Origin of the sequence: Flavonifractor sp. DFI.6.63, from assembly GCF_024462255.1 — a bacterium.
In the GTDB taxonomy this organism is placed as follows: domain Bacteria; phylum Bacillota; class Clostridia; order Oscillospirales; family Oscillospiraceae; genus Lawsonibacter_A; species Lawsonibacter_A hominis.
This window is the reverse complement of record NZ_JANGBE010000006.1, coordinates 95,487-115,574: the sequence shown is the minus strand read 5'-3', so window position 1 is coordinate 115,574 and position 20,088 is coordinate 95,487. Positions and strand designations below refer to the sequence as shown.

Genomic DNA, 20,088 nt, shown 5'->3' with positions numbered 1-20,088 from the left:
ATGGAATGCCGGATATCCGAGCTGCGCTACAAGGAGATCATCAACGTACAGGACGGCAGCCGCTACGGCTATGTGGGGGACGTGGAAGTGGATCTGGACAGCGGGCAGGTCCTTGCTCTGGTGGTGCCGGGGCGGCTGCGCCTGTTCGGACTTTTGGGCCGGGAGGAGGATACGGTGTTTCCCTGGACGTCCGTGCGGCGCTTTGGGGCGGACACCATCCTGGTGGAGGCCGCACAGGTCCGGACCGGAACGGGGCGCAGGCGGTAATATTTGCATCTTTCCCCATTGCGGCGCGAAAGCGCCCGTGGTATACTGTGGAGGTTCCAATACCAAATACCACAGGAGGATACGCCTATGTGCGGCATCGTTGGTTTTATCGGCAGGGAGGAGGCCGCTCCGATCCTGCTGGACGGTCTGGCCCGGCTGGAATATCGGGGTTATGACTCCGCGGGCATCGCAGTCTATGGAGCGAAGGAGGGCCTGCAGGTGGTCAAGGCCAAGGGACGCCTGCGGGTGCTCGACGACATCGTGGCCGGCGGCAAGACCATCCACGGCCATATGGGACTGGGTCACACCCGTTGGGCCACCCATGGGGAGCCTTCCGACGTGAACTCCCACCCCCATGTCAGTGAGGACGGCCGGATCGCTGTAGTCCATAACGGTATTATCGAAAATTATGTGGAGATCAAGGAGTTTTTACAGGCACAGGGCGTACACTTTGCCTCCGAGACCGATACGGAGGTGGTGGCGCAGCTTCTGGAATACTACTATAAGGACGGCCAGGACGATTTGCTGGGCGCGGTGGTCAAGGTGCTCCACCGCATCCAGGGCGCCTATGCCTTCGGCATCATCTGCGCCGACCGGCCGGACGAGCTGATCGCCGCCCGGAAGGACAGCCCGCTGATCCTGGGCTACGGCAAGGGGTTCCACTTTCTGGCTTCCGATGTGACCGCCGTCATCAAATACACCCGTGAGGTCTCCTATCTGGACGACGGGGATATCGCGGTTCTGACCGCCGACGGGATCCAGGTCTACGACGCGCTGCTCCAGCCGGTGGAGAAGGAGCGCTGCCACGTGGATTGGGAGATCTCCGCCGCCGAAAAGGGCGGTTACGAGCACTTTATGGCCAAGGAGATCATGGAGCAGCCCAAAGCCTTCCGGGATACGGTCTTTCCACGTATCCAGGATGGGCGGGTGGTCTTGGACGATTTGTCCCTTACGCCGGACTACCTGCGTGAAGTGGATAAGCTTTACATTATTGCCTGCGGCTCCTCTTACCATGTGGGGATGACGGCCAAGTACACGCTGGAGCGGCTGCTGCGCAAGCCGGTGGAGGTCACCCTGGCCTCGGAATTCCGCTACTGCGATCCCATTGTCACGGATAAGACCCTGGCCCTGGTCATCAGCCAGTCCGGCGAGACCATCGATACCCTGGCCGCCATGCGGGAGGCCAAGCGCCTCGGGGCGCGGGTACTTTCCATCGTCAATGTGGTTGGCTCCACCATTGCACGGGAGAGCGACGACGTGCTCTACACCTGGGCCGGACCGGAGATCGCCGTGGCCACCACGAAAGCCTACTCCACACAGCTGGCGTTGGTCTACCTGATCGGCCTGTACTGTGCCAGGGCGCTGGAGACCATCCGAGCGGCGGATTACGACGCTATTGTGGAGGAGCTGCTGCTCATCCCGACCAAGCTGGAGGCGATCTTGGAGAACCGGGAGGACATCCAGTACTTTGCCTCGCTGTATTTCAACCATCCGTCCATCTTTTTCATCGGGCGGAACATCGACTATGCCGTGGGACTGGAAGGTTCCCTGAAGCTGAAGGAGATTTCCTACATCCATTCGGAGGCCTACGCCGCCGGGGAATTGAAGCATGGTACGATCTCGCTCATCGAACCGGGTACGCTGGTGGTGGCTTTGGCCGGGTACCGTCCCCTGTTTGAAAAGACCATGAGCAACGTGGTGGAGGTCAAAAGCCGCGGCGCCGACGTACTGGGACTGACGACCCAATCCCGGGGCGACGAGATTCAAAAGACCGTAGACCATGCCATCCTGATCCCGGATACCCACCCCATGCTGCTGCCCTCCCTGGAGGTAGTGCCTCTGCAGCTGTTTGCCTATTACGTGGCGCTGATGCGCGGCTGCGACATCGACAAGCCCCGGAATCTGGCTAAGTCGGTCACGGTGGAGTAAAAAAACGCGCGGCCCCGGCGGTGTACTCCGCCGGGGCCGCGGCTGTTTCCGAGCGTATGCTGCCCTGCCGGGACGTCGGGCCGTGCCGGGACATCGGGCCGCCGCTTGTGTTTCGAAATGGAATTTGATATAATACTACAATCTGTATCAATCGTTGGAGTGAATTGCCTATGCTGCGCCGTATCCCTCTGGGGAATATGATGAATCTGCGGGATCTTGGAGGATATCCGCTGCCCGGCGGAGGACATACCGCCTGGGGCCGCCTGCTGCGGGGGGACAATCCCCTGGGGCTGTCGGAGGCGGACGCCGGATGGCTGCTGGAACGAGGCGTAAGGACCGTTATCGACCTGCGCAGCGATGGGGAGCTGGAGCGCAGGCCGGATGAGCTGAGCAGGATTCCCGGTTTTGCTTATCACCACGTTTCCATGGTCGGCGGAGAGAAGCTGCCCAACGAAGAGTCCGACATCGGGCGAGGCTATTTTGCGATGCTGGAACGGAGGGAAAATCCCGCCAGGGTCCTGCGGCTCATTGCACAGGCCGAGGGGGGCGTGTTGTTTCACTGTACGGCGGGCAAAGACCGCACGGGCTGCATCGCCGCATTGCTTTTGAGCCTGGCCGGCGTGGAGCGGAGCGATGTGTTGGCCGACTACCAGATGACGGAGCTGTACATACGGGAGACGGTCCGGCGCATCCGCCGGGAGCACCCGGAGGCGGCGGCGTTCATCGGCCGCTCCCGGCCGGAATATCTGGAGGAATGCCTGACCCTGCTGGAGACGCGGCACGGCACCGTTCTGGAGTATCTGCGCTGGCTGGACCTGACCGACGGAGAACTCGCGCGGCTGAAGGAAAAATTGACATTGGGGGCCTGAGCTTGAGCGCTTTCTCAGATTTTCGCAGCAATATGGACTGGTGGGGACTGGCGACTCTTCTGATCAGCGTGGCGGCGGCCCTGCTGAACATCACCCTCCACGAGCTCTCCCACGGCTTTGCGGCCTGGCGCCTGGGGGACCCCACCGCGAAAAACGCCGGACGGCTCACCCTCAACCCGATAAAACACCTGGACCCGGTAGGACTGATCATGATGGTGGTGGCCCGGGTGGGGTGGGCAAAGCCGGTTCCGGTGGACATGCGTTACTTTAAACACCCCAAACGCGGCATGGCGCTCACCGCCCTGGCGGGACCCGCCTGCAATTTTCTGCTGGCCTTCGCTGCGGTGGGGGGAAGCGCCCTGATTTATCGCTTTGCTCCGCTGAACCACGCCAGCCTGCTGGGACTGTGCGTTTTGTCCAATCTGGCGCTTCTGGGCACAGGCATGGGGCTTTTTAACCTGATCCCCATCTCCCCGCTGGACGGCTCGAAGATCCTGTTTGCCCTGCTGCCCGACCGGATCTACCACACCATTCTGCGTTATGAGCGCTATGTGATGATCGTGATGATCCTGCTGGTCGTCTCCGGCGTGTTCGATACGCCGCTGTCCTTCCTGATGACGCATGTGCTCCAGCTGTTCTGTTCGGCCACGGGCATGTCGCTGGACTGGCTGCTGGTCAGCCGGAATGCATCTGTGATTTTGAATCTGTTATGAGGTGAGCCCCATCGAAACGCCGATTTTTCATCTGGAAAAGGTGGTCCGGGCCAGGGACGAGGATCTGGAGGACTTCAACGGCCCGCTGGATCTGATCCTGCATCTGCTCTCCAAAAATAAGATGGAGATCAAGGATATCCAGATCTCCCTCATTCTGGACCAGTATCTGGCGTGGATGGACCAGCGCAAGGAGTTGGATCTGGAGGTGGCCAGCGAATTCGTCACCATGGCGGCCCATCTGGTTTTCATCAAGACCAGGATGCTCCTGTCCATCCACGACGAGGAGGCCCTGAGCGAGATGGAACAGCTCATCGCCTCGCTGGAGGAGCACCAGCGCCACGAGAATTTTGCACGGATCAAGGCGGTCATCCCGGAGCTGTCCGACCGCTACGCCATCGGCCGGGATTATATTGCCAAGGTGCCCGAGCCTATACCGGCGGACAAAAGCTACCGCTACGTCCACCAGAAGGATGATCTCCTGCGGGCGATGACGGCGGTGCTGGAGCGGGTAGACCATAAGATGCCGCCTCCCATGGCGGCCTTCGAGGGCATCGTGGGCCGGGAGCCCTATCCGGTGGCCGATAAGGCCGGAGAGATCCTCCGGCGGCTGGTCCAGTTCGGCGTGACCCGTTTTCGGACCTTGTTCCAGGGCAACCGCAGCCGTTCGGAGATCGTGGCCACCTTTATTGCCGTGCTGGAGCTGTGCCGGGCCAGGCGGCTGCGCCTGGCGGGCACAGCGTCCGACTGTACGGTTACCTGTATCGACGGGGAGGCCGACCGGACGTTGGAAGTTTCCACTGATCTTTGATCCGAATCTTCATGAAAAAGAGCTTCCGCTGTTTTTAGAGCGCAGAGCGTGTGGAATCCGTGATTTTGAAGGAAAAAAGCGTATCGAACACGCCGGATCGGGGGTAAGATATGGAATTGAAGGAGATCGAATCGGCCATTGAGGGCATCCTCTTTGCCGCCGGGGAGCCGGTGGGCGTGGAACGCATCTGCCTGGCGCTGGAGATCGACAAGGCCACGGCGGACGCCGTGTGCAAGCGCCTGGCCGACTACTACAGCTATGAGCGCCGGGGCATCCGCCTGCTGCGGATGGAGAACAGCTATCAGCTCTGTTCCGCGCCGGAGTTTGCAGCTCCCATCCGCCGGGCCTTTGAGAGCCGCAAGCCCGCCCGCCTGTCCCAGCCTGCGCTGGAGGTGCTTGCCGTCATCGCCTATTACCAGCCCGCTACGCGGGCTTATGTGGACCAGGTGCGCGGCGTGGATAGCTCCTACACGGTGGGACTGCTGTTGGAGCGGGAGCTGATCGAGGAATGCGGCCGTCTGGCAGTGCCGGGACGGCCCATTCAGTACCGCACCACCCAGAATTTCCTGCGCTGCTTCGGACTGTCCAGCCTGGAGGAGCTGCCCGAGCTGCCCAACGCCGGCCCGGAGGACGGGCAGATTACCCTGGAGATGCAGGCGGCGGTGGAGCGGCTGCGGGCCGGCCGGGCGGAAAATGCCGCCCAGACAGAGACCACGGAAGAAGAGCTGGCCCAGGCGGCTCAGGTGCTGGCACGGGCGGAGGAGGAGGCGTAAGACCGGTGAAGGCGCTGTTCATACTGGGAATCGTTCTGCTGGTACTGGTACTGCTGTCCTTCGTTCGATTGGGGGCGCAGGTGGAGTACGCCGCCTCCGGCGTGACGGTCCGTGTCAAGACGGGCCCCTTCCTGCTTACGGTCTTCCCCCGCAGAGGAAACGGGACAAAAGCCGGGTCCGCGCGAAAAAAAAGAAAAAAGAACGGCGCCGCAGCCAAGGAACCGGCCCCAAAGGGAGGCTCAGTGGCTCTGGTGAAAAAATTCTTGCCGCTGATTGCGGAGGCCGCGGGGCGCATGAAGCGCAAGATCCGCATCGACGTGCTCCGGCTGGATCTGACGGTGGCGGCGGCGGACCCGGCGGCGGCGGCCATGGCGTTCGGCGGAGCAAACGCATTCCTCGGTATGATTTGGCCTCTGATCGAGCAAAATTTCAATGTGCAGCAACGGTGTATCCGTACAAGGGTGGACTTTCAGGCGCAGCGCCCCACCGTTGTGCTGTTTGCGCAGCTCACCCTGAGCATCGGAACGGCGCTGCACATGGGGATACGACTGACGGTGCGGTTTTTGCGCCTGTTCGCAGAATATAAGGCGGAACATAAGACCGGCGCCGCGCCCCTCGCCAAGAGCGATTCCTGAGGACCGTTTGCGTCAAAAGAAGGCGCGGAACGTCCGGAATACGGAATGCGCTTCCGGCGTTCCCCATAAAGCTGCGGGGCAAGCGCCCGGCAAAGAGCCGCAGGCGGCCCGCTGCGGCGCGGCCTGTGAAAAACTTCAACCAATACAGAAAGAGGCGGTTAAACATGGAAAAGCAGCATCCCATCGGAGATTTGATGACCACCACCATGCAGAAGATCCGCGAGATCGCGGACGTAAACACCATCATCGGCCAGCCCATTCAGGCGGATGGGGTCACGATCATCCCCGTCTCCAAGCTCAGCGTGGGCTTTGCCTCCGGCGGCAGCGACTTTACGACCAAAAACCAGAAGCCGGAAGAGGACAACGCCTTCGGCGGCGGCGGCGGGGCGGGCATGAACCTGTCTCCTGTGGCCTTCCTGATCGTGAAGGGGGATACGGTCAAGCTCCTGCCCGTGGCGCCGCCGCCGGCCAGCACGGTGGACCGGGTGGTGGAGATGGTGCCCGACGTGATCGACAAGGTTACCGGATTCCTTGAGAAGCAGCAGGACAAGGGGGATAAAGAGTCCTTCTGAGGCATATACTGACGGCATCGCTTGTTCGAGGTGATGCTTTTTGAAACGGATCCTGCCGCTCCTGCTGTCCCTGCTCCTGCTGTGCCCACCCGCCCGGGCGGCGGAGGCGGCGCCCTGCGTGTCGGCCTCCGCCGCCATCCTGGTGGACGGCGAGAGCGGGCGCGTACTTTACGCCAAGAACCCGGACGAGGAGCGGCTCATTGCCAGTATTACCAAGCTGATGACCGCCCTGGTGGCGGTCCAGGCCCAGCCGGAGCTGGGGCGGGTGGTGACCATCAAGCCGGAATGGACGGGGGCGGAAGGCTCCTCGCTCTACCTGCGTGCCGGAGAACAGATTACGATGGAAGCGCTGCTCTACGGCCTGCTGCTTCATTCGGGCAACGACGCGGCTCTGGCGGTGGCGGGCTTCTGCGGGGGAGATACGGAGACCTTCGTGGGCTGGATGAACGACAAAGCCGTCGCGCTGGGAATGGAACACACGCATTTTACCAATCCCAGCGGCCTGAACGAGGCAGGGCACTATTCCTCGGCTGCCGACATGGCGCTTCTGGCGCGGGCGGTGCTGGCGTCGGAACCGCTGGCCCGGATCGTGAGCACCCGCACCATTACCATCGGGGGGCGGAGCCTCACCAACCACAACCGACTGCTTTGGCGCTACGAAGGCTGTACCGGGATGAAGACCGGCTACACAGAAAAGGCGGGGCGCACCCTGGTCTCCAGCGCGGAGCGGAATGGGCGGCAGCTCATTGCAGTCACCCTCAACGATCCGGACGACTGGAACGACCATGCGGCTCTGCTGGACTACGGCTTTACCGCTTATTCCAGACAGGTCCTGGTACAGGCGGGGCAGATCTGCGGCAGTCTTCCGGTACAGGGCAGTTTATGCCGCCTGGTATCGGTGCAGGCGGCCGAGGGCCTGGCCTATCCGCTGGCCAGGGGAGAGGAACTCCGGACGGAGCTCCAGCTGCCGCAGCAGGTGCAGGCCCCGGTGACCGCCGGTGCGGAGGCCGGCCGCCTGCGCGTTTATCTGGGCGGCGAACTGGTGGGAGACCTCCCGCTGTGCTACAGCCGGGACGTCCGGGACGACCGCTCGGGTCCGGCCGGTCTGATAAAACGGCTGTGGGATTGGTTCGGAAGGTGAGCGTTCGGATTCAAAGGCTCCATTTCGCGGAAGAAGGGGCCTTTACATAGAAAGGAACGGGCCATGGAGGAACGCCTGCAAAAAATTTTATCCGCCTGCGGGGCGGCCTCCCGCCGGACGGCAGAGTGCTATCTCTCCGCCGGCCGGGTGACCGTCAACGGAATGCCTGCCCGGGTGGGGGACAAGGCCGACCCGGAGCGGGACGATATCCGACTGGACGGACGGAGCCTGACGCGGCCTCAGGCGCACACCTATCTGATGCTTCACAAGCCGCGGGGATACGTGACCACCCTCTCCGACGAGAAGGGGAGACGGACCGTAGCGGAGCTGGTGCGCTCCTGCGGGGCGCGGGTGTGGCCCGTGGGGCGGCTGGACCTGGACTCCGAGGGCCTGCTGCTGATGACCGACGACGGGGCGCTGACCCATAGGCTGACCCATCCCAGCCATGAGGTGGAAAAGGAATACCGGGTATGGGTAAACGGGGATACGGCGGCGGGGCTGCCCGTTCTGCGCGGCCCCATGTCTCTGGACGGCGTTCCCCTTCGTCCTGCAAGGGTGACGCTGCTGGAGCAGACGCCCCGGGGAGACGTTTTGTCCGTGGTGATCCACGAGGGGAAAAACCGTCAGGTCCGGCGTATGTGCGATGCGGCCGGGCTAACGGTGAAGCGCCTGGTGCGGGTCCGGGAGGGCGCGCTGGCGCTGGGCGCGCTCCCCAGCGGCCGCTGGCGGCGGCTGACCGGAGAAGAAATCGCACTTTTGCAGGAAAAGTGAAACAACTTGCAAAAAAGGATTGCATTTTGTCCCGTTTCCCGCTATCATATAATTTGAAACGCATTTCTGTTCCAAGGGCGGGCAGAGTACCGGGAGGTCGGACAGCATGACAAAAGATATCTTATCCCTGATCCAAACGAATATGAGCACCTTTTCCAAGGGACAGAAGCTCATTGCAAATTTCATCCTGGAGTCTTACGACAAGGCGGCCTTCATGACGGCCAGCAAGCTGGGCAAAACGGTGTGCGTCAGCGAGTCCACGGTGGTGCGCTTTGCCGCGGAGCTGGGCTACGACGGATATCCCGCCATGCAGAAGGCCCTGCAGGAGATGATCCGCAGCAAGCTCACTTCCGTGCAGCGCATCGAGGTCTCCAACGATCGTATCGGCAATCAGGACATCCTGTCCATGGTCATGCAGTCGGATATCGAGAAGATTCACCTCACGCTGGAGGAGACCGACCGGGCGCAGTTCGATCAGGCGGTGGACGCCATCGTCTCCGCCCGCCACATCTACATTCTGGGCGTGCGTTCCGCCGCCGCCATTGCAAGCTTTTTGGGCTTCTATTTTAACCTGATCTTTGATAATGTCACGGTCGTCCATGCGACCTCCACCAGCGAGGTGTTCGAACAGCTCCTGCGCATTGGGCCTCAGGATGTGATCGTCGGCATCAGCTTTCCCCGTTATTCCCGCCGCACGGTCAAGGCCATGCAGTTTGCCCATGACCGGGGCGCGGCCGTGCTCGCCCTGACCGACAGCGAGGCGTCCCCGCTGGCGCCCATCGCGACCCTGACGCTGCTGGCCAAGAGCGATATGGCTTCCTTTGTGGACTCTCTGGTGGCCCCCCTCAGCTTGGTCAACGCGCTGATCGTGGCCATCGGAAGGAAAAAGAACGACGATTTGTCCCATACCTTCGAGACTCTGGAGCAGATCTGGGACGAATATGAAGTCTATGAAAAGGTTGAAGAGCAGAATTGACTGACATCATCGTGATCGGCGGCGGGGCGGCCGGATGTATGGCCGCCCTTGCCGCCGCCCGCCGGGGCGCCCGTGTGACCCTGCTGGAGCGCAACCCGAAGCTGGGGCGCAAGCTTTATATCACCGGCAAGGGCCGCTGCAACGTGACCAACGACTGCGCCGTCCCGCAGGTGCTCCAGAACGTCCCCCATAACAGCCGTTTCCTGACCAGCGCCGTCACCCGATTCCCGCCGGAGTCGGTGAAGGCGTTTTTTGAGGGAGAGGGGGTCCCGCTGAAGACGGAGCGGGGGGGACGGGTATTTCCCTGTTCCGATCAGGCCGCCGATATCATCGACGCCCTGCTGCGCGCCCTGCGCCGGGCCCGCGTGGCGATCGTGCAGGACCGGGCCTGCGGGCTTTTGCTGGAGGCGGGCGCACTCGCCGGGGTAAAGGGAGCGCACGCAGACTATCCCTGCAGAGCCGTTGTCATCGCCACGGGAGGCGTATCCTATCCGCTGACCGGCTCGACCGGAGACGGATACGAGCTGGCCCGTGCGCTGGGGCATACCCTGCTGCCGCCCAGGCCCTCTCTGGTCCCGCTGGAGGCAGAGGGGGATCTCTGCGCCCGGATGCAGGGGCTCTCGCTTCGCAATGTGGGAGTGCAGGTAAAAAACAGTGGGAAAAAGACGGTCTATGCCGCTCAGGGCGAACTTTTATTTACCCATTTCGGCCTGTCCGGACCGCTGATCCTCAGCGCCAGCGCCCACATGCGGGACTTTGAGCGCGAACATTACACCATTCGCATCGATCTCAAACCGGCCCTGGAGGAGGAGACGCTGGACCGCCGCCTGCTGCGGGAATTTGAGGAGAATGCAAACCGGGATCTCCACAATGTGCTGGAGCATCTGGCGCCCCGCCTGATGGCGCCGGTCCTGGCCGAGCGCTCCGGAATCCCGGCGGACCGTAAGGTCCATTCCATTACGAAAGCGGAACGCCGGCGGCTGCTGGAAACCATGAAGGGGCTGCAGGTGGAAATCCGGGGGCCGCGCCCCATCGCAGAGGCCATCGTCACCTCCGGCGGCGTGAAGACCGCAGAGGTCGACCCGGGGACCATGGCCTCCAAACGCCTGCCGGGTGTCTTTTTTGCCGGCGAGGTGCTGGATGTGGACGCTTATACGGGCGGCTTCAACCTCCAGATCGCCTGGTCCACCGGCCATGCCGCCGGAGAGGGCGCCGCTCAATACTGCCAGGGGGAAGACGCATGAATTATCACAGTATCGCCATCGACGGGCCCTCCGGGGCGGGGAAGTCCACCCTGGCCCGGATGCTGGCGCAGGAATTGGGCTATCTCTATGTGGATACCGGGGCGATCTACCGCACCGTCGGGCTGTGCGCGTTCCGGAAGGGCGTGGAGCCTACCGACGCCCGGGCGGTGACCGCGCTGTTGGACGGAATGGAGATCGATCTGCGGTATGAGCAGGACGGTGTGCAGCATATGTATCTGGACGGCGAGGACGTCACCCGGGAGATCCGCCGCCATGAGATTTCACGTTACGCCTCCGACGTATCCGCCATCCCCGCGGTGCGCGCGTTTTTGCTGGAGCGCCAGCGGGAACTGGCCCGGCGCGGCGATGTGATCATGGACGGACGGGACATCGGCACGGTGGTGCTGCCCGGGGCCGACGTGAAGCTGTTTCTCACCGCCTCGGCCCAGGACCGGGCCCGGCGCAGGTTTGCCGAGCTGCAGCAGCGGGGACAGGAGACCGATTATGAGACGGTGCTCCGCGATATTCGAAAGCGGGACGAAAACGACACCCGCCGTGCGGCGGCTCCGCTGCGGCAGGCGGAGGACGCCCTGCTGGTGGATACCACCGGGAATACCCTGGAGGAGAGCTTCCAGGTGCTTTTGCAGACCATTAAGGAGCGTTTACAGGCATGAATATCGTCTATATCCTGGCCTATCTTGTGATTTGGCCGGTGTTTCGCCTACTCAAGCCCACCAAAGCGATCCAGAAGCAGAATCTGCCGAAGGGCGGGGCGCTTTACTGTGCCAATCACACCCGTATGAGCGACCCGCTTTTTGTGGCCTATGCCATGGGATGGCCCAACCAGATTCATGTGATGGCCAAGGAGGAGGTCATGCATTGGCCCGTCCTGGGCTGGATCCTGAAGCACGGCGGGATCTTCGGCGTCAAACGGGGACAGTCCGATGTAGCGGCCATCAAAACCGCCATGAAGTACCTGAAGGCGGGGGAGAAGCTGCTCATGTTCCCCGAGGGGACCCGTCATCAGGACGGGGAGTTTGGAGACGCCAAGACCGGAGCGGCCATGCTGGCGGTACGCACCGGGGTACCCATCGTTCCCATTTACATGCCGGCGGAAAAGAAATGGTTCCGGTTGAATCCCGTCGTTTTTGGGCAGCCCTATTATCCCAAGGTGGCCGGACGGAAAGGCACTGCGGAGGAGTATCGCGCCATCGCGGAAGATCTGATGCGGCGCATCGAGGCGCTGAAGCCTCTGGCGGGGCGATGAAGCTGGAGCTGGCCCGCTCCGCCGGATTTTGCTACGGGGTGCGCCGGGCGGTCGAGATGGCGGAGCAGGCGGCCCGTTCGGGCTGCCGCTGTGTGATGCTGGGGCCTGTGATCCACAACGGCAGCGTGATCGAGCGCCTGAAGGCCCAGGGGGTAGCGCTGGCGGAGACGCCCGAACAGGTCCCGGAGGGCGCGGCGGTCATCATCCGTTCCCATGGGGAGGGAAGGCCGGTCCATCAGGCGCTGGCGGCACGGGGCTGCCGCGTGATCGACGCCACCTGCCCCAACGTCGCGCGCATCCATCATCTGGTGGCCCGGGCCGAAGCGGAAGGGCGGCAGGTGCTTATCATCGGTATGCGCGCGCATCCGGAAGTGCAGGCCATTGCCGGCTGGTGCGGACACCCTGTGGTACTGGAGGGGGCGCAGGAGCTGGAGCAATGGCTGCAGGAAGGTCCGGAGCGGAAGTCGCTTCCGCTCACGATGGTCTCTCAGACCACCTCTACGCAGATGATTTGGGATTTGAGCGTAGAAAAAGCAAAAAAACAGTGTACAAACTTAAAAATTTTTGATACAATATGTAATGCTACGTATAAACGGCAGTCTGAGGCGCAGGCGCTGGCCGCCCGCTGTGGGGCTATGATCGTCATCGGCGGGCGGGACAGCTCCAATACCAAACGGCTGTGGGAATTATGCGCGGCGCTCTGCCCGGATACGGTTTGGATCGAACGTGCGGCGGAGCTGGAACCTTCCAACCTGTGTCGGAAGGCTTCTATTGGAATCACTGCGGGCGCGTCCACGCCTGGGTGGATTATAAAGGAGGTCTATGACAAAATGAGCGACGAAAACTTTGAGATCGAGGAATCCTTCGCTGAAATGCTGGAGAAGTCGATCAAAACTTTAAATACAGGGGAGAAGGTTACGGGCGTTGTCACTGGGATTGCACCCACGGAGATCTATGTGGATCTTGGCACCAAGCATGCCGGTTACATACCGGTGTCCGAGCTGACCGATGATCCCACTGTAAAGGTCGAGGACCTGGTAAAGGTCGGCGACGAGATCGAAACCTATGTCATGCGCGTCAACGACCAGGAGGGCGTTGTCACCCTGTCCAAGAAGCGCCTTGACACCGTGAAGAGCTGGGACGACATCGAGCAGGCCCGGGAGGAGCACACCACCGTCGAGGGTGTGGTAACCGAGGAAAACAAGGGCGGCGTTGTCGTCAACATCAAGGGCGTGCGGGTCTTCATCCCCGCGTCCCAGACCGGTCTGCCCCGGGATGCCGCCATGTCCGAGCTGCTCAAGAAGAAGGTGCGCCTGCGCATCACCGAGGTCAACCGCGCCCGCCGCCGCGTGGTGGGCTCCATCCGTGCCGTCGAGGCCGAGGAGCGCGCCGCCAAGGCTGCCGAGGTGTGGAACAACATTGAAGAGGGCAAGCGCTACAGCGGCACCGTTAAGAGCCTGACCTCCTACGGCGCTTTCGTGGACATCGGCGGCGTGGACGGCATGGTCCATATCTCCGAGCTGTCCTGGTCCCGCATCAAGCACCCCTCCGAGGTGGTCTCCGTAGGCGACAGCGTTGAGGTGTATGTCATCTCCTTTGACCCGGAGAAGAAGAAGATCTCTCTGGGGATGAAGGACCGCGGCCAAGATCCCTGGTCTGTGTTTACCGGCAAGTATAACATCGGCGACACCGCCAATGTCCGTGTGGTCAAGCTGATGACGTTCGGAGCCTTCGCCGAGATCGTTCCCGGCGTGGACGGCCTGATTCACATCTCCCAGATCGCGGACCACCGCATCGACAAGCCTGGCGACGTTCTGTCCGAGGGCCAGATGGTGGATGTGAAGATCACGGATATTGACTACGACCACAAGAAGGTCTCCCTGTCCATCCGCGCCCTGCTGGAGAATGCCCAGCGCACCCAGAGCGCCGGCGCGGCGGAGGGCGAGGACGCCGTGGTGGCTTCCTCCGACAGCGAGGGTACCGAGGTCGCAGCCGACTTCAACGAAGAGTAATTATTTCTTGCATGAAAAAGGGCGCCGTTTCCGGCCGGAAACGGCGCCCTTTTTCCCTTTTCTTTTTTTATACGGGAAATTTACTTGCAAAAGGTTGTGAAAACGGATATAATTAGTTTTGTTCAGGCAGAAAAGAGAAGCGATTACAGTTCGGAATGTTCCGCATTGGGAGGTGGGATCATGTTTCAGGTAGGCGATAAGATCGTTCATCCGATGCATGGTGCTGGTGTCATCGACAGCATCGTGCAGAAGAAGATCAACGGCGTGGTTCGGGATTACTATATCCTCAAGCTGCCGGTGGGCGGCATGATGGTCATGATCCCCACCGCGAACAGTGCGGAGATCGGGGTGCGTCCGGTGGTCAAAAAGGATGAGGCCGATCAGGTCATCGCCGCCATGCCCGACATCGAGGTGGACATGACCCAGAACTGGAACCGGCGCTATCGGGAAAATATGCTGCGGCTGAAGAGCGGCGATCTGATCGAGGTGGCCCGGGTGGTCAAGGGCCTGATGCTCCGGGACGGAGAGCGCGGCCTCTCGACCGGAGAGCGAAAGATGCTTCATTCCGCCAAGCAGATCCTCATATCGGAGATCGTGCTCTCGCAAAATGCCAGTTATGAGGATGTAGAGGCGCGGATCAATACCGCCTTGACATGACCGGACCTCTGCGCGCATAATATGGACAAAGCAGAAAAAGGAGCCATGTGGGCTCCTTTTTTGTGAAGGAGGGAGCGCTGTATGGCCGGTTGGTTGGGGCGCCTATTTCACCGGAAGAAGGACGAGCCGCTCCGCTGTACCGCGGTGGTGGCTGCAGCGGGCAGCTCCGCGCGGATGGAGGGACAGGATAAGCTCCTGCTGCTCCTGGGGGAACAGCCGGTGCTGGTCCATGCCCTTCGGGCGCTGGAGCTTTGCCCCTATATCACGGAGATCGTAATCGTCACACGGGAAGACCGGATCGTACCCGTTGGGCAGCTGTGCAGGGACTATGCCTTTTCCAAGGTGAGCAAGGTCATCGTGGGGGGCGATACCCGGACGGCTTCGGTGCTGGCCGGGGTACGGGAGGCGGAGGAGGGCGCGTCCCTCATTGCCGTTCATGACGGTGCCCGCCCTCTGGTGAGCCAGTCGGTGCTGGAGCAGGTCATTCTTCGTGCCCGGGAATGCGGCGCGGCTGCGCCGGCGGTGCCGGTGAAGGATACCCTCAAGCAGGCGAAGGACGGCGTTGTCACCGCGACCCCGGACCGGGCGTCTCTCTACGCTGTGCAGACGCCGCAGGTCTTTGAGGCGGCCCTGATCCGGACGGCGCTGACGAAGGCTCTGGAAGAGGGGGCATCCCTCACCGACGACTGTTCTGCCGTGGAACGGCTGGGCGTCGGGGTTGCCCTGACCCGGGGCGATTATCGGAACATCAAGATCACCACCCCTGAGGACCTGGCGATCGGGGAGGCACTTTTCGAATGGAGTGAAAGCCAATGAGAATCGGACACGGTTACGACGTGCACAAGCTGGAAAACGGCCGCAAGCTGATCCTGGGCGGGGTGGATATCCCCTATGAAAAGGGCCTGTTGGGCCATTCCGACGCAGATGTGCTGGTCCATGCGGTGATGGACGCCCTGCTGGGCGCCGCAGGACTTGGGGATATCGGGAAGGCCTTTCCGGATACCGACCCGGCCTATGAGGGGATCAGCAGCTTGCGGCTGCTGGATATGGTGATGGACTTGCTGCGGCAGGCCGGCCTCCGGGTAAGCAATGTGGACGCCACGATCCTGGCGCAGCGCCCCCGGCTCTCGCCCTATATCCAGCGAATGCGGGAGAATCTGGCGATGCATATGGATATCTCGGCCGGGCGGATCAACGTAAAGGCGACGACGGAAGAAGGCCTAGGCTTTACCGGCGCACGGGAAGGGATGGCGGCCCATGCGGTGTGCCTGTTGGAGGAATTGTAGGCGACCGTCTTCTTAGACCGAATGCAGGCGCGCCCGTTTGTGCGGGTTCGATGCCTGCGATACGGGCTCCGAGTCCGACAGAGCAGGAAAAGACCGGGCCAAGGCACGCCCGCCGATGCGGACCAAACGCTCCTCTTGCGCATAGGATAGCGCGAGAGGAGCTTTTCTGTTGCCCTGTCCGCAATGTCCATTCCTCTCAACAGGCCATTTGGTAACAACCGGGAAAGGAATGGTCATTCAATGGTCTATTATCTGATCGTCTGCCGCTCGCTGACGTATGCGCAGCGCACCCACGCCGCTTTGGAACGGGCAGGCATCACATCCCACATCCTGCGTGCGCCCAAGGTGATCGACCAGGAGGGATGCAGCCATGCGGTGAAGGTCTCGGAACGCAGCCTGGCCGATGCGCTGCTGACGCTGGGGCGTGTGGGGCTCACTCCAAAGCGAATCTATATCATGGCCAGCGACGGCAGCTATAAAGAGGTGCTGCTATGATCTATCTGGACAATGCCGCGACCACGCTGCAAAAGCCGCCCGCGGTGCCGCGGGCGGCTTCTTATGCCATGTGCCATATGGCCACGCCGGGCCGGGGCGGGCACGCGCCCGCCATGCTGGCGGCGGACACGGCCTTCGCCTGCCGGCAGGCCGCTGCGGAGCTTTTTCAGGTAGAGGGACCGGAGCAGGTGGTCTTCACCTTCAATGCGACCCACGCCCTCAATATTGCCATCAAATCCCTGGTCAAGCCGGGCGATACCGTGCTTATCTCCGGTTATGAGCACAATGCCGTCACCCGGCCGCTGCATGCACTGGGAGCAGACATACGCGTGGCGTCCGGCCCGCTGTTCGAGCCGGGGGAATTGATGGAGTCCTTCCGCAGCCAGCTCAAGGGCGTATCCTGTGTGATCTGCAACCATGTCTCCAACGTTTTTGGTTATATCCTGCCGGTGGAGCGTATGGCGGCTCTGTGCCGGGCAGGGGGGATTCCCTTGATTCTGGACGCATCTCAATCCGCAGGCTGCCTGCCGGTGTCCCTTGCGGAACTGGGTGCGGCCTTCATCGCCATGCCCGGGCATAAGGGACTCTACGGGCCTCAGGGCACCGGGCTGCTCCTGTGCGCCGCCCAGACGCGGCCCCTGCTGGAGGGCGGGACCGGCAGCGCTTCCGCCTGCCAGGAGATGCCGGATTTTCTGCCGGACCGTCTGGAGGCCGGTACTCATAATATTCCCGGCGTGGCCGGGCTGCTGGAGGGCCTGCGCTATGTGAAGGAGCGGGGGACCGGGAGCATTCTGGCACACGAACGGGCCATGACCTGCCTGGCCGCCCGCGGGCTGTCGGAGATACCGGGCGTGATGGTGTATACCGCCGCCGACAGGGTCCGGCAGGCGGGCGTGCTCTCCTTTCAGCTGGACGGAATGGACTGTGAGGCGGTAGGGGACGCCCTGGGCGCCCGCGGCGTGGCGGTCCGCGCCGGGCTGCACTGCGCCCCGCTGGCCCACCAGTCGGCCGGGACCTTTGAAACCGGGACCATTCGGGCCAGCTTTTCCAGCTTCAGCACCCGCAGAGAGGTAGACCAGTTCGTCCGCGAGGTCGCCGCGCTGCGCAGGGGCGCGTAAGAGAGGCCCGGGAGACCCCGCTTAGGGTCTCCCGGGCCTCTCTTACGATCTTTTTCACGTTGTCTGATGATACCAGCCGTTTTCGTAGAGATAGAGGGTCAGCTCCAGACGGAAGCGGTCGCTGGGCACGTGCAGGTCCAGCCCGGTGATCTCCTGGATGCTCTTAAGCCGGTAGACCACGGTGTTGTAATGGGTGTAAAGCTCTTCCGACATGCGGCGCAGATTGCCGAAGTTCCGGAAGTAGCTCTCCAGTGTGTTCATCAGTTCCGTACTGCGGGGCGGGCCGGCGCTCAGCAGCCTGCCCAGCGTCTCCTGGATGTAATCATGCACCTCCTGATCCGGGTCGCTGGCATAGATCAGCCGCAGCAATCCAAGATCATCGAGGCAGGTGAGGCCCCCGCCCTTGGCGGCAGAAGCCCGGAGCGCCACGCGCGCTTCCTGGTCGCTCTGAATCAGACCGGCCACGCCGGTATGGGGGCGTCCGCATCCGGCGGTGATGTTCAGCGCGTCGTATCCTCGGTTCATCTGCTCCACGAGGGGCGGAAAGCGGCTTGCCAGAGCGGAAAAGCCGTGATCGTCCAGCGGGCTGCTGAGGATGAGCAGGTGTTCCTCTCCGCTGCGTACCCGGCGGACGGACAAGCCCAGGTTGGTCAGCGTGGAGTGGACCTCATTCGCCAGCAGGGTGCGCTGGAACACGCCGGCGTACGGATTTCCGGCGCCCTGCGATTCCGTCAGGCGGGCACGGACGATCAGATGATTTTCCGCAAGATCCATGCCATAGCTTTTGGCGCGGGTCAACTCGCGGGCTTCGTTGGTAATACGGTCCGAGAGAAGGTGGAGGATGAAGTCGTCGAACAACTGATCGCCGCTCTCCCGCACAGCACGCTCCCGGGCGATCTCCAGCGGGATGGTCTGGAGCACGCGGGAGAGGATATCCGCATTTTGCTCCTCGATGGGATGCTCCATGTCGTATATGTACAAAAATCCGAAGGAGTGTCCGCCCACCTCCAGCACATACATCCGCGCTCCGGCAATAATGGCGCTGGATTGGGCGTCCCAGGCCAGCCCGGCGAACCGGACTGCGTCGGCCTCCGTAAGAGAAAGGGCGCGCCGGTCGTTGATGCAGTCCAGGATGAGTACGCTGCAGCCCGTCAAATCTGTGACCATCCGGGCGATTTCCTCCAGTCCCGCCCCCTCGACGATGGTGCGGGTGAGCATTTCATTGACGGTGATGGTGCTGTGGAGCAGAGCGGTCTGCCGGCGAAGCAGTTCGTCGGAAACCGCCTTGGTGATATCGGAGAAGCGCACGTCCTCCGGCAGAGCCACCAGAGGCAGGCCCAGCATCTCGGCCTGATTCACCATCGTCTGGGGCACCTGGCCCAGATACTGCCCGGGCTTGACGCAGAGGCCGGACATCCCGCCGGCGGCCAGGGTAGGGATAAACTGGGCCAGGGCGGCGGGATCGTCATGAATGGAGTAGCAGGTGGTGACCATCAGCTCTCCGGCACAGAGCCACTTGTAGTATTCCGGCGTGTCGCTCAGGTTGACGCCGGTCACGACCCGCTCCAGCCCGGTTTGACAGCCCAGCAGGCGGCTGCCCCGGAAAACGGGCAGCGTGAGCAGTTCGGAAAGGCAGGGGTAATAAGAAAGCGAAATACTGCTGCGTTCCATTAGGACACCTCCTGTTGATAATTAACATTATATTACATTTAATGGGAAAATCATCTCGACAATAGTATATAAGAATGTTTGTCGATAGTCAACATATAAAATAAGAAGGCCAAAAGATATAATGTGTAATGTAGACAAGAGATCCGCGGATTATAGCAAAGAATGCGGCAATGTCACATCGAATAAATAAAAGGAGGAATAAGCATGGCGATCATCGACAAAATGGAAGCTCAGCTGCGTCCCCCCACGATCGGGCTCAAACCTTATGAGGCAAAGGTGATCCCTCTGACCAGCGGAGAAGACATGCTGGTGCGGGAGGCCACCTGGGATGAGATCCCTCTGCTGATGGAGACCATTGAGCCGCTGATGAAACAGCCCAAGGATTTTTATGACATCGTCGCCTCCCGCATCTATGCGGAGCTGCTGGGCATGCTGCGCTACCGGGTGCAGGATGAGTATGTGTTCGTAGGCGCGGTGGACGGCGAGATCGCCGGCATCGTCAACGGGCGCCTGGTCAACGACAAGATCGGCATGAGCTACCACACCATCACGCTGAAGCGGGGAGCCCGGGTCGGCGCGCACCTGTTCGCGGCCAAGATGGAGTATCACCTGGACGTGATGGATCAGGACGAGGTCTGGATCGTGGCGGAGAGCCCCAACGGCTTCAAGCGCTGGATGATCGAGTATGAACTGGAGTCCCGTCCCGAGTGCCCCCATGAACTGGGCGGCGTGCCCACCTATGTGCTGACCAAACAGCTGTGGGAGAAGCACAAGGGCGCCAAGTGCACCGGTATCCGGCCCGCCTTCGAGGATGTGATCGAGGCCAATAAGATTCTGCGTAAGCCTGCGAAAATCAGCGTTTGACCGACGCGATGTGAAAGGAT

22 protein-coding genes are annotated in these 20,088 nt (G+C 61.8%); 21 read left to right on the top strand and 1 reads right to left on the bottom strand.

Annotated features, from left to right (window positions below; translation table 11 throughout):
- From NE547_RS05045 to NE547_RS04950, 20 genes are all read left to right on the top strand, one after another.
- Positions 1-267: a YlmC/YmxH family sporulation protein gene (locus tag NE547_RS05045; protein WP_186906563.1), complete on the top strand. Its 267-nt coding sequence runs from the start codon at positions 1-3 to the stop codon at positions 265-267.
- Between the two features lie 87 nt (positions 268-354).
- Entirely contained in the window at positions 355-2,196 is a 1,842-nt protein-coding gene (gene glmS / locus NE547_RS05040) for a glutamine--fructose-6-phosphate transaminase (isomerizing) (RefSeq protein WP_186906562.1), read from the top strand.
- Positions 2,197-2,366: 170 nt separating this feature from the next.
- Entirely contained in the window at positions 2,367-3,065 is a 699-nt protein-coding gene (locus tag NE547_RS05035) for a tyrosine-protein phosphatase (RefSeq protein WP_186906561.1), read from the top strand.
- Between the two features lie 2 nt (positions 3,066-3,067).
- A complete protein-coding gene (locus NE547_RS05030) occupies positions 3,068-3,778 on the top strand; it encodes a site-2 protease family protein (protein ID WP_186906560.1) in 711 nt (236 codons plus the stop codon).
- A gap of 1 nt (position 3,779) precedes the next feature.
- Positions 3,780-4,586 carry a segregation/condensation protein A gene (locus NE547_RS05025; protein WP_352408458.1) on the top strand — a complete coding sequence of 269 codons (807 nt, stop codon included), beginning with the start codon at positions 3,780-3,782 and terminating at the stop codon, positions 4,584-4,586.
- A 110-nt stretch (positions 4,587-4,696) separates the two neighbouring features.
- Positions 4,697-5,359, top strand: coding sequence for an SMC-Scp complex subunit ScpB (scpB, locus tag NE547_RS05020; RefSeq protein WP_186906559.1), 663 nt, complete (start codon positions 4,697-4,699; stop codon positions 5,357-5,359).
- A gap of 5 nt (positions 5,360-5,364) precedes the next feature.
- Complete coding sequence (locus NE547_RS05015; RefSeq protein ID WP_186906558.1) at positions 5,365-5,994, top strand: DUF2953 domain-containing protein; 630 nt, start codon at positions 5,365-5,367, stop codon at positions 5,992-5,994.
- 164 nt (positions 5,995-6,158) lie between these two features.
- Positions 6,159-6,566 carry a GerW family sporulation protein gene (gene ytfJ, locus NE547_RS05010; protein ID WP_186906557.1) on the top strand — a complete coding sequence of 136 codons (408 nt, stop codon included), beginning with the start codon at positions 6,159-6,161 and terminating at the stop codon, positions 6,564-6,566.
- Between the two features lie 40 nt (positions 6,567-6,606).
- Positions 6,607-7,707: a D-alanyl-D-alanine carboxypeptidase family protein gene (locus NE547_RS05005; protein ID WP_186906556.1), complete on the top strand. Its 1,101-nt coding sequence runs from the start codon at positions 6,607-6,609 to the stop codon at positions 7,705-7,707.
- Between the two features lie 63 nt (positions 7,708-7,770).
- Positions 7,771-8,478, top strand: a complete 708-nt coding sequence (locus tag NE547_RS05000) for a pseudouridine synthase (protein WP_256174934.1) — start codon at positions 7,771-7,773, stop codon at positions 8,476-8,478.
- A 106-nt stretch (positions 8,479-8,584) separates the two neighbouring features.
- Entirely contained in the window at positions 8,585-9,454 is an 870-nt protein-coding gene (locus tag NE547_RS04995; RefSeq protein ID WP_186906554.1) for a MurR/RpiR family transcriptional regulator, read from the top strand.
- A 38-nt stretch (positions 9,455-9,492) separates the two neighbouring features.
- Positions 9,493-10,698, top strand: coding sequence for an NAD(P)/FAD-dependent oxidoreductase (locus NE547_RS04990; RefSeq protein ID WP_370866820.1), 1,206 nt, complete (start codon positions 9,493-9,495; stop codon positions 10,696-10,698).
- Entirely contained in the window at positions 10,695-11,372 is a 678-nt protein-coding gene (gene cmk / locus NE547_RS04985; protein ID WP_186906552.1) for a (d)CMP kinase, read from the top strand. The genes NE547_RS04990 and cmk overlap by 4 nt, the downstream gene beginning before the upstream one ends.
- Complete coding sequence (locus tag NE547_RS04980) at positions 11,369-11,965, top strand: 1-acyl-sn-glycerol-3-phosphate acyltransferase (RefSeq protein ID WP_186906551.1); 597 nt, start codon at positions 11,369-11,371, stop codon at positions 11,963-11,965. Before cmk ends, NE547_RS04980 begins: the two co-directional genes overlap by 4 nt.
- Positions 11,962-13,977: a bifunctional 4-hydroxy-3-methylbut-2-enyl diphosphate reductase/30S ribosomal protein S1 gene (locus NE547_RS04975; protein WP_256174932.1), complete on the top strand. Its 2,016-nt coding sequence runs from the start codon at positions 11,962-11,964 to the stop codon at positions 13,975-13,977. The genes NE547_RS04980 and NE547_RS04975 overlap by 4 nt, the downstream gene beginning before the upstream one ends.
- A 180-nt stretch (positions 13,978-14,157) precedes the next feature.
- Positions 14,158-14,634 carry a CarD family transcriptional regulator gene (locus NE547_RS04970; protein ID WP_186906549.1) on the top strand — a complete coding sequence of 159 codons (477 nt, stop codon included), beginning with the start codon at positions 14,158-14,160 and terminating at the stop codon, positions 14,632-14,634.
- 81 nt (positions 14,635-14,715) lie between these two features.
- On the top strand, positions 14,716-15,450 hold the full coding sequence (gene ispD, locus NE547_RS04965) for a 2-C-methyl-D-erythritol 4-phosphate cytidylyltransferase (RefSeq protein ID WP_256174931.1): 735 nt from the start codon (positions 14,716-14,718) through the stop codon (positions 15,448-15,450).
- The gene (gene ispF / locus NE547_RS04960) at positions 15,447-15,920 is read left to right on the top strand and encodes a 2-C-methyl-D-erythritol 2,4-cyclodiphosphate synthase (protein WP_186906547.1); all 474 of its coding nucleotides are present in this window, start codon (positions 15,447-15,449) and stop codon (positions 15,918-15,920) included. Before ispD ends, ispF begins: the two co-directional genes overlap by 4 nt.
- A 240-nt stretch (positions 15,921-16,160) precedes the next feature.
- Positions 16,161-16,415: a DUF3343 domain-containing protein gene (locus tag NE547_RS04955; protein WP_186906546.1), complete on the top strand. Its 255-nt coding sequence runs from the start codon at positions 16,161-16,163 to the stop codon at positions 16,413-16,415.
- Positions 16,412-17,533 carry an aminotransferase class V-fold PLP-dependent enzyme gene (locus NE547_RS04950; protein WP_256174930.1) on the top strand — a complete coding sequence of 374 codons (1,122 nt, stop codon included), beginning with the start codon at positions 16,412-16,414 and terminating at the stop codon, positions 17,531-17,533. Before NE547_RS04955 ends, NE547_RS04950 begins: the two co-directional genes overlap by 4 nt.
- Before the next feature lie 54 nt (positions 17,534-17,587).
- On the opposite strand, the gene NE547_RS04945 is transcribed toward NE547_RS04950, so the two are convergent.
- Positions 17,588-19,204, bottom strand: a complete 1,617-nt coding sequence (locus NE547_RS04945; RefSeq protein WP_256174929.1) for a PucR family transcriptional regulator ligand-binding domain-containing protein — start codon at positions 19,202-19,204, stop codon at positions 17,588-17,590.
- Positions 19,205-19,408: 204 nt separating this feature from the next.
- Here NE547_RS04945 and NE547_RS04940 point away from each other — a divergent pair, with 204 nt between their 5' ends.
- Positions 19,409-20,068, top strand: a complete 660-nt coding sequence (locus NE547_RS04940; protein ID WP_186906543.1) for a hypothetical protein — start codon at positions 19,409-19,411, stop codon at positions 20,066-20,068.
- Positions 20,069-20,088 lie beyond the last annotated feature (20 nt).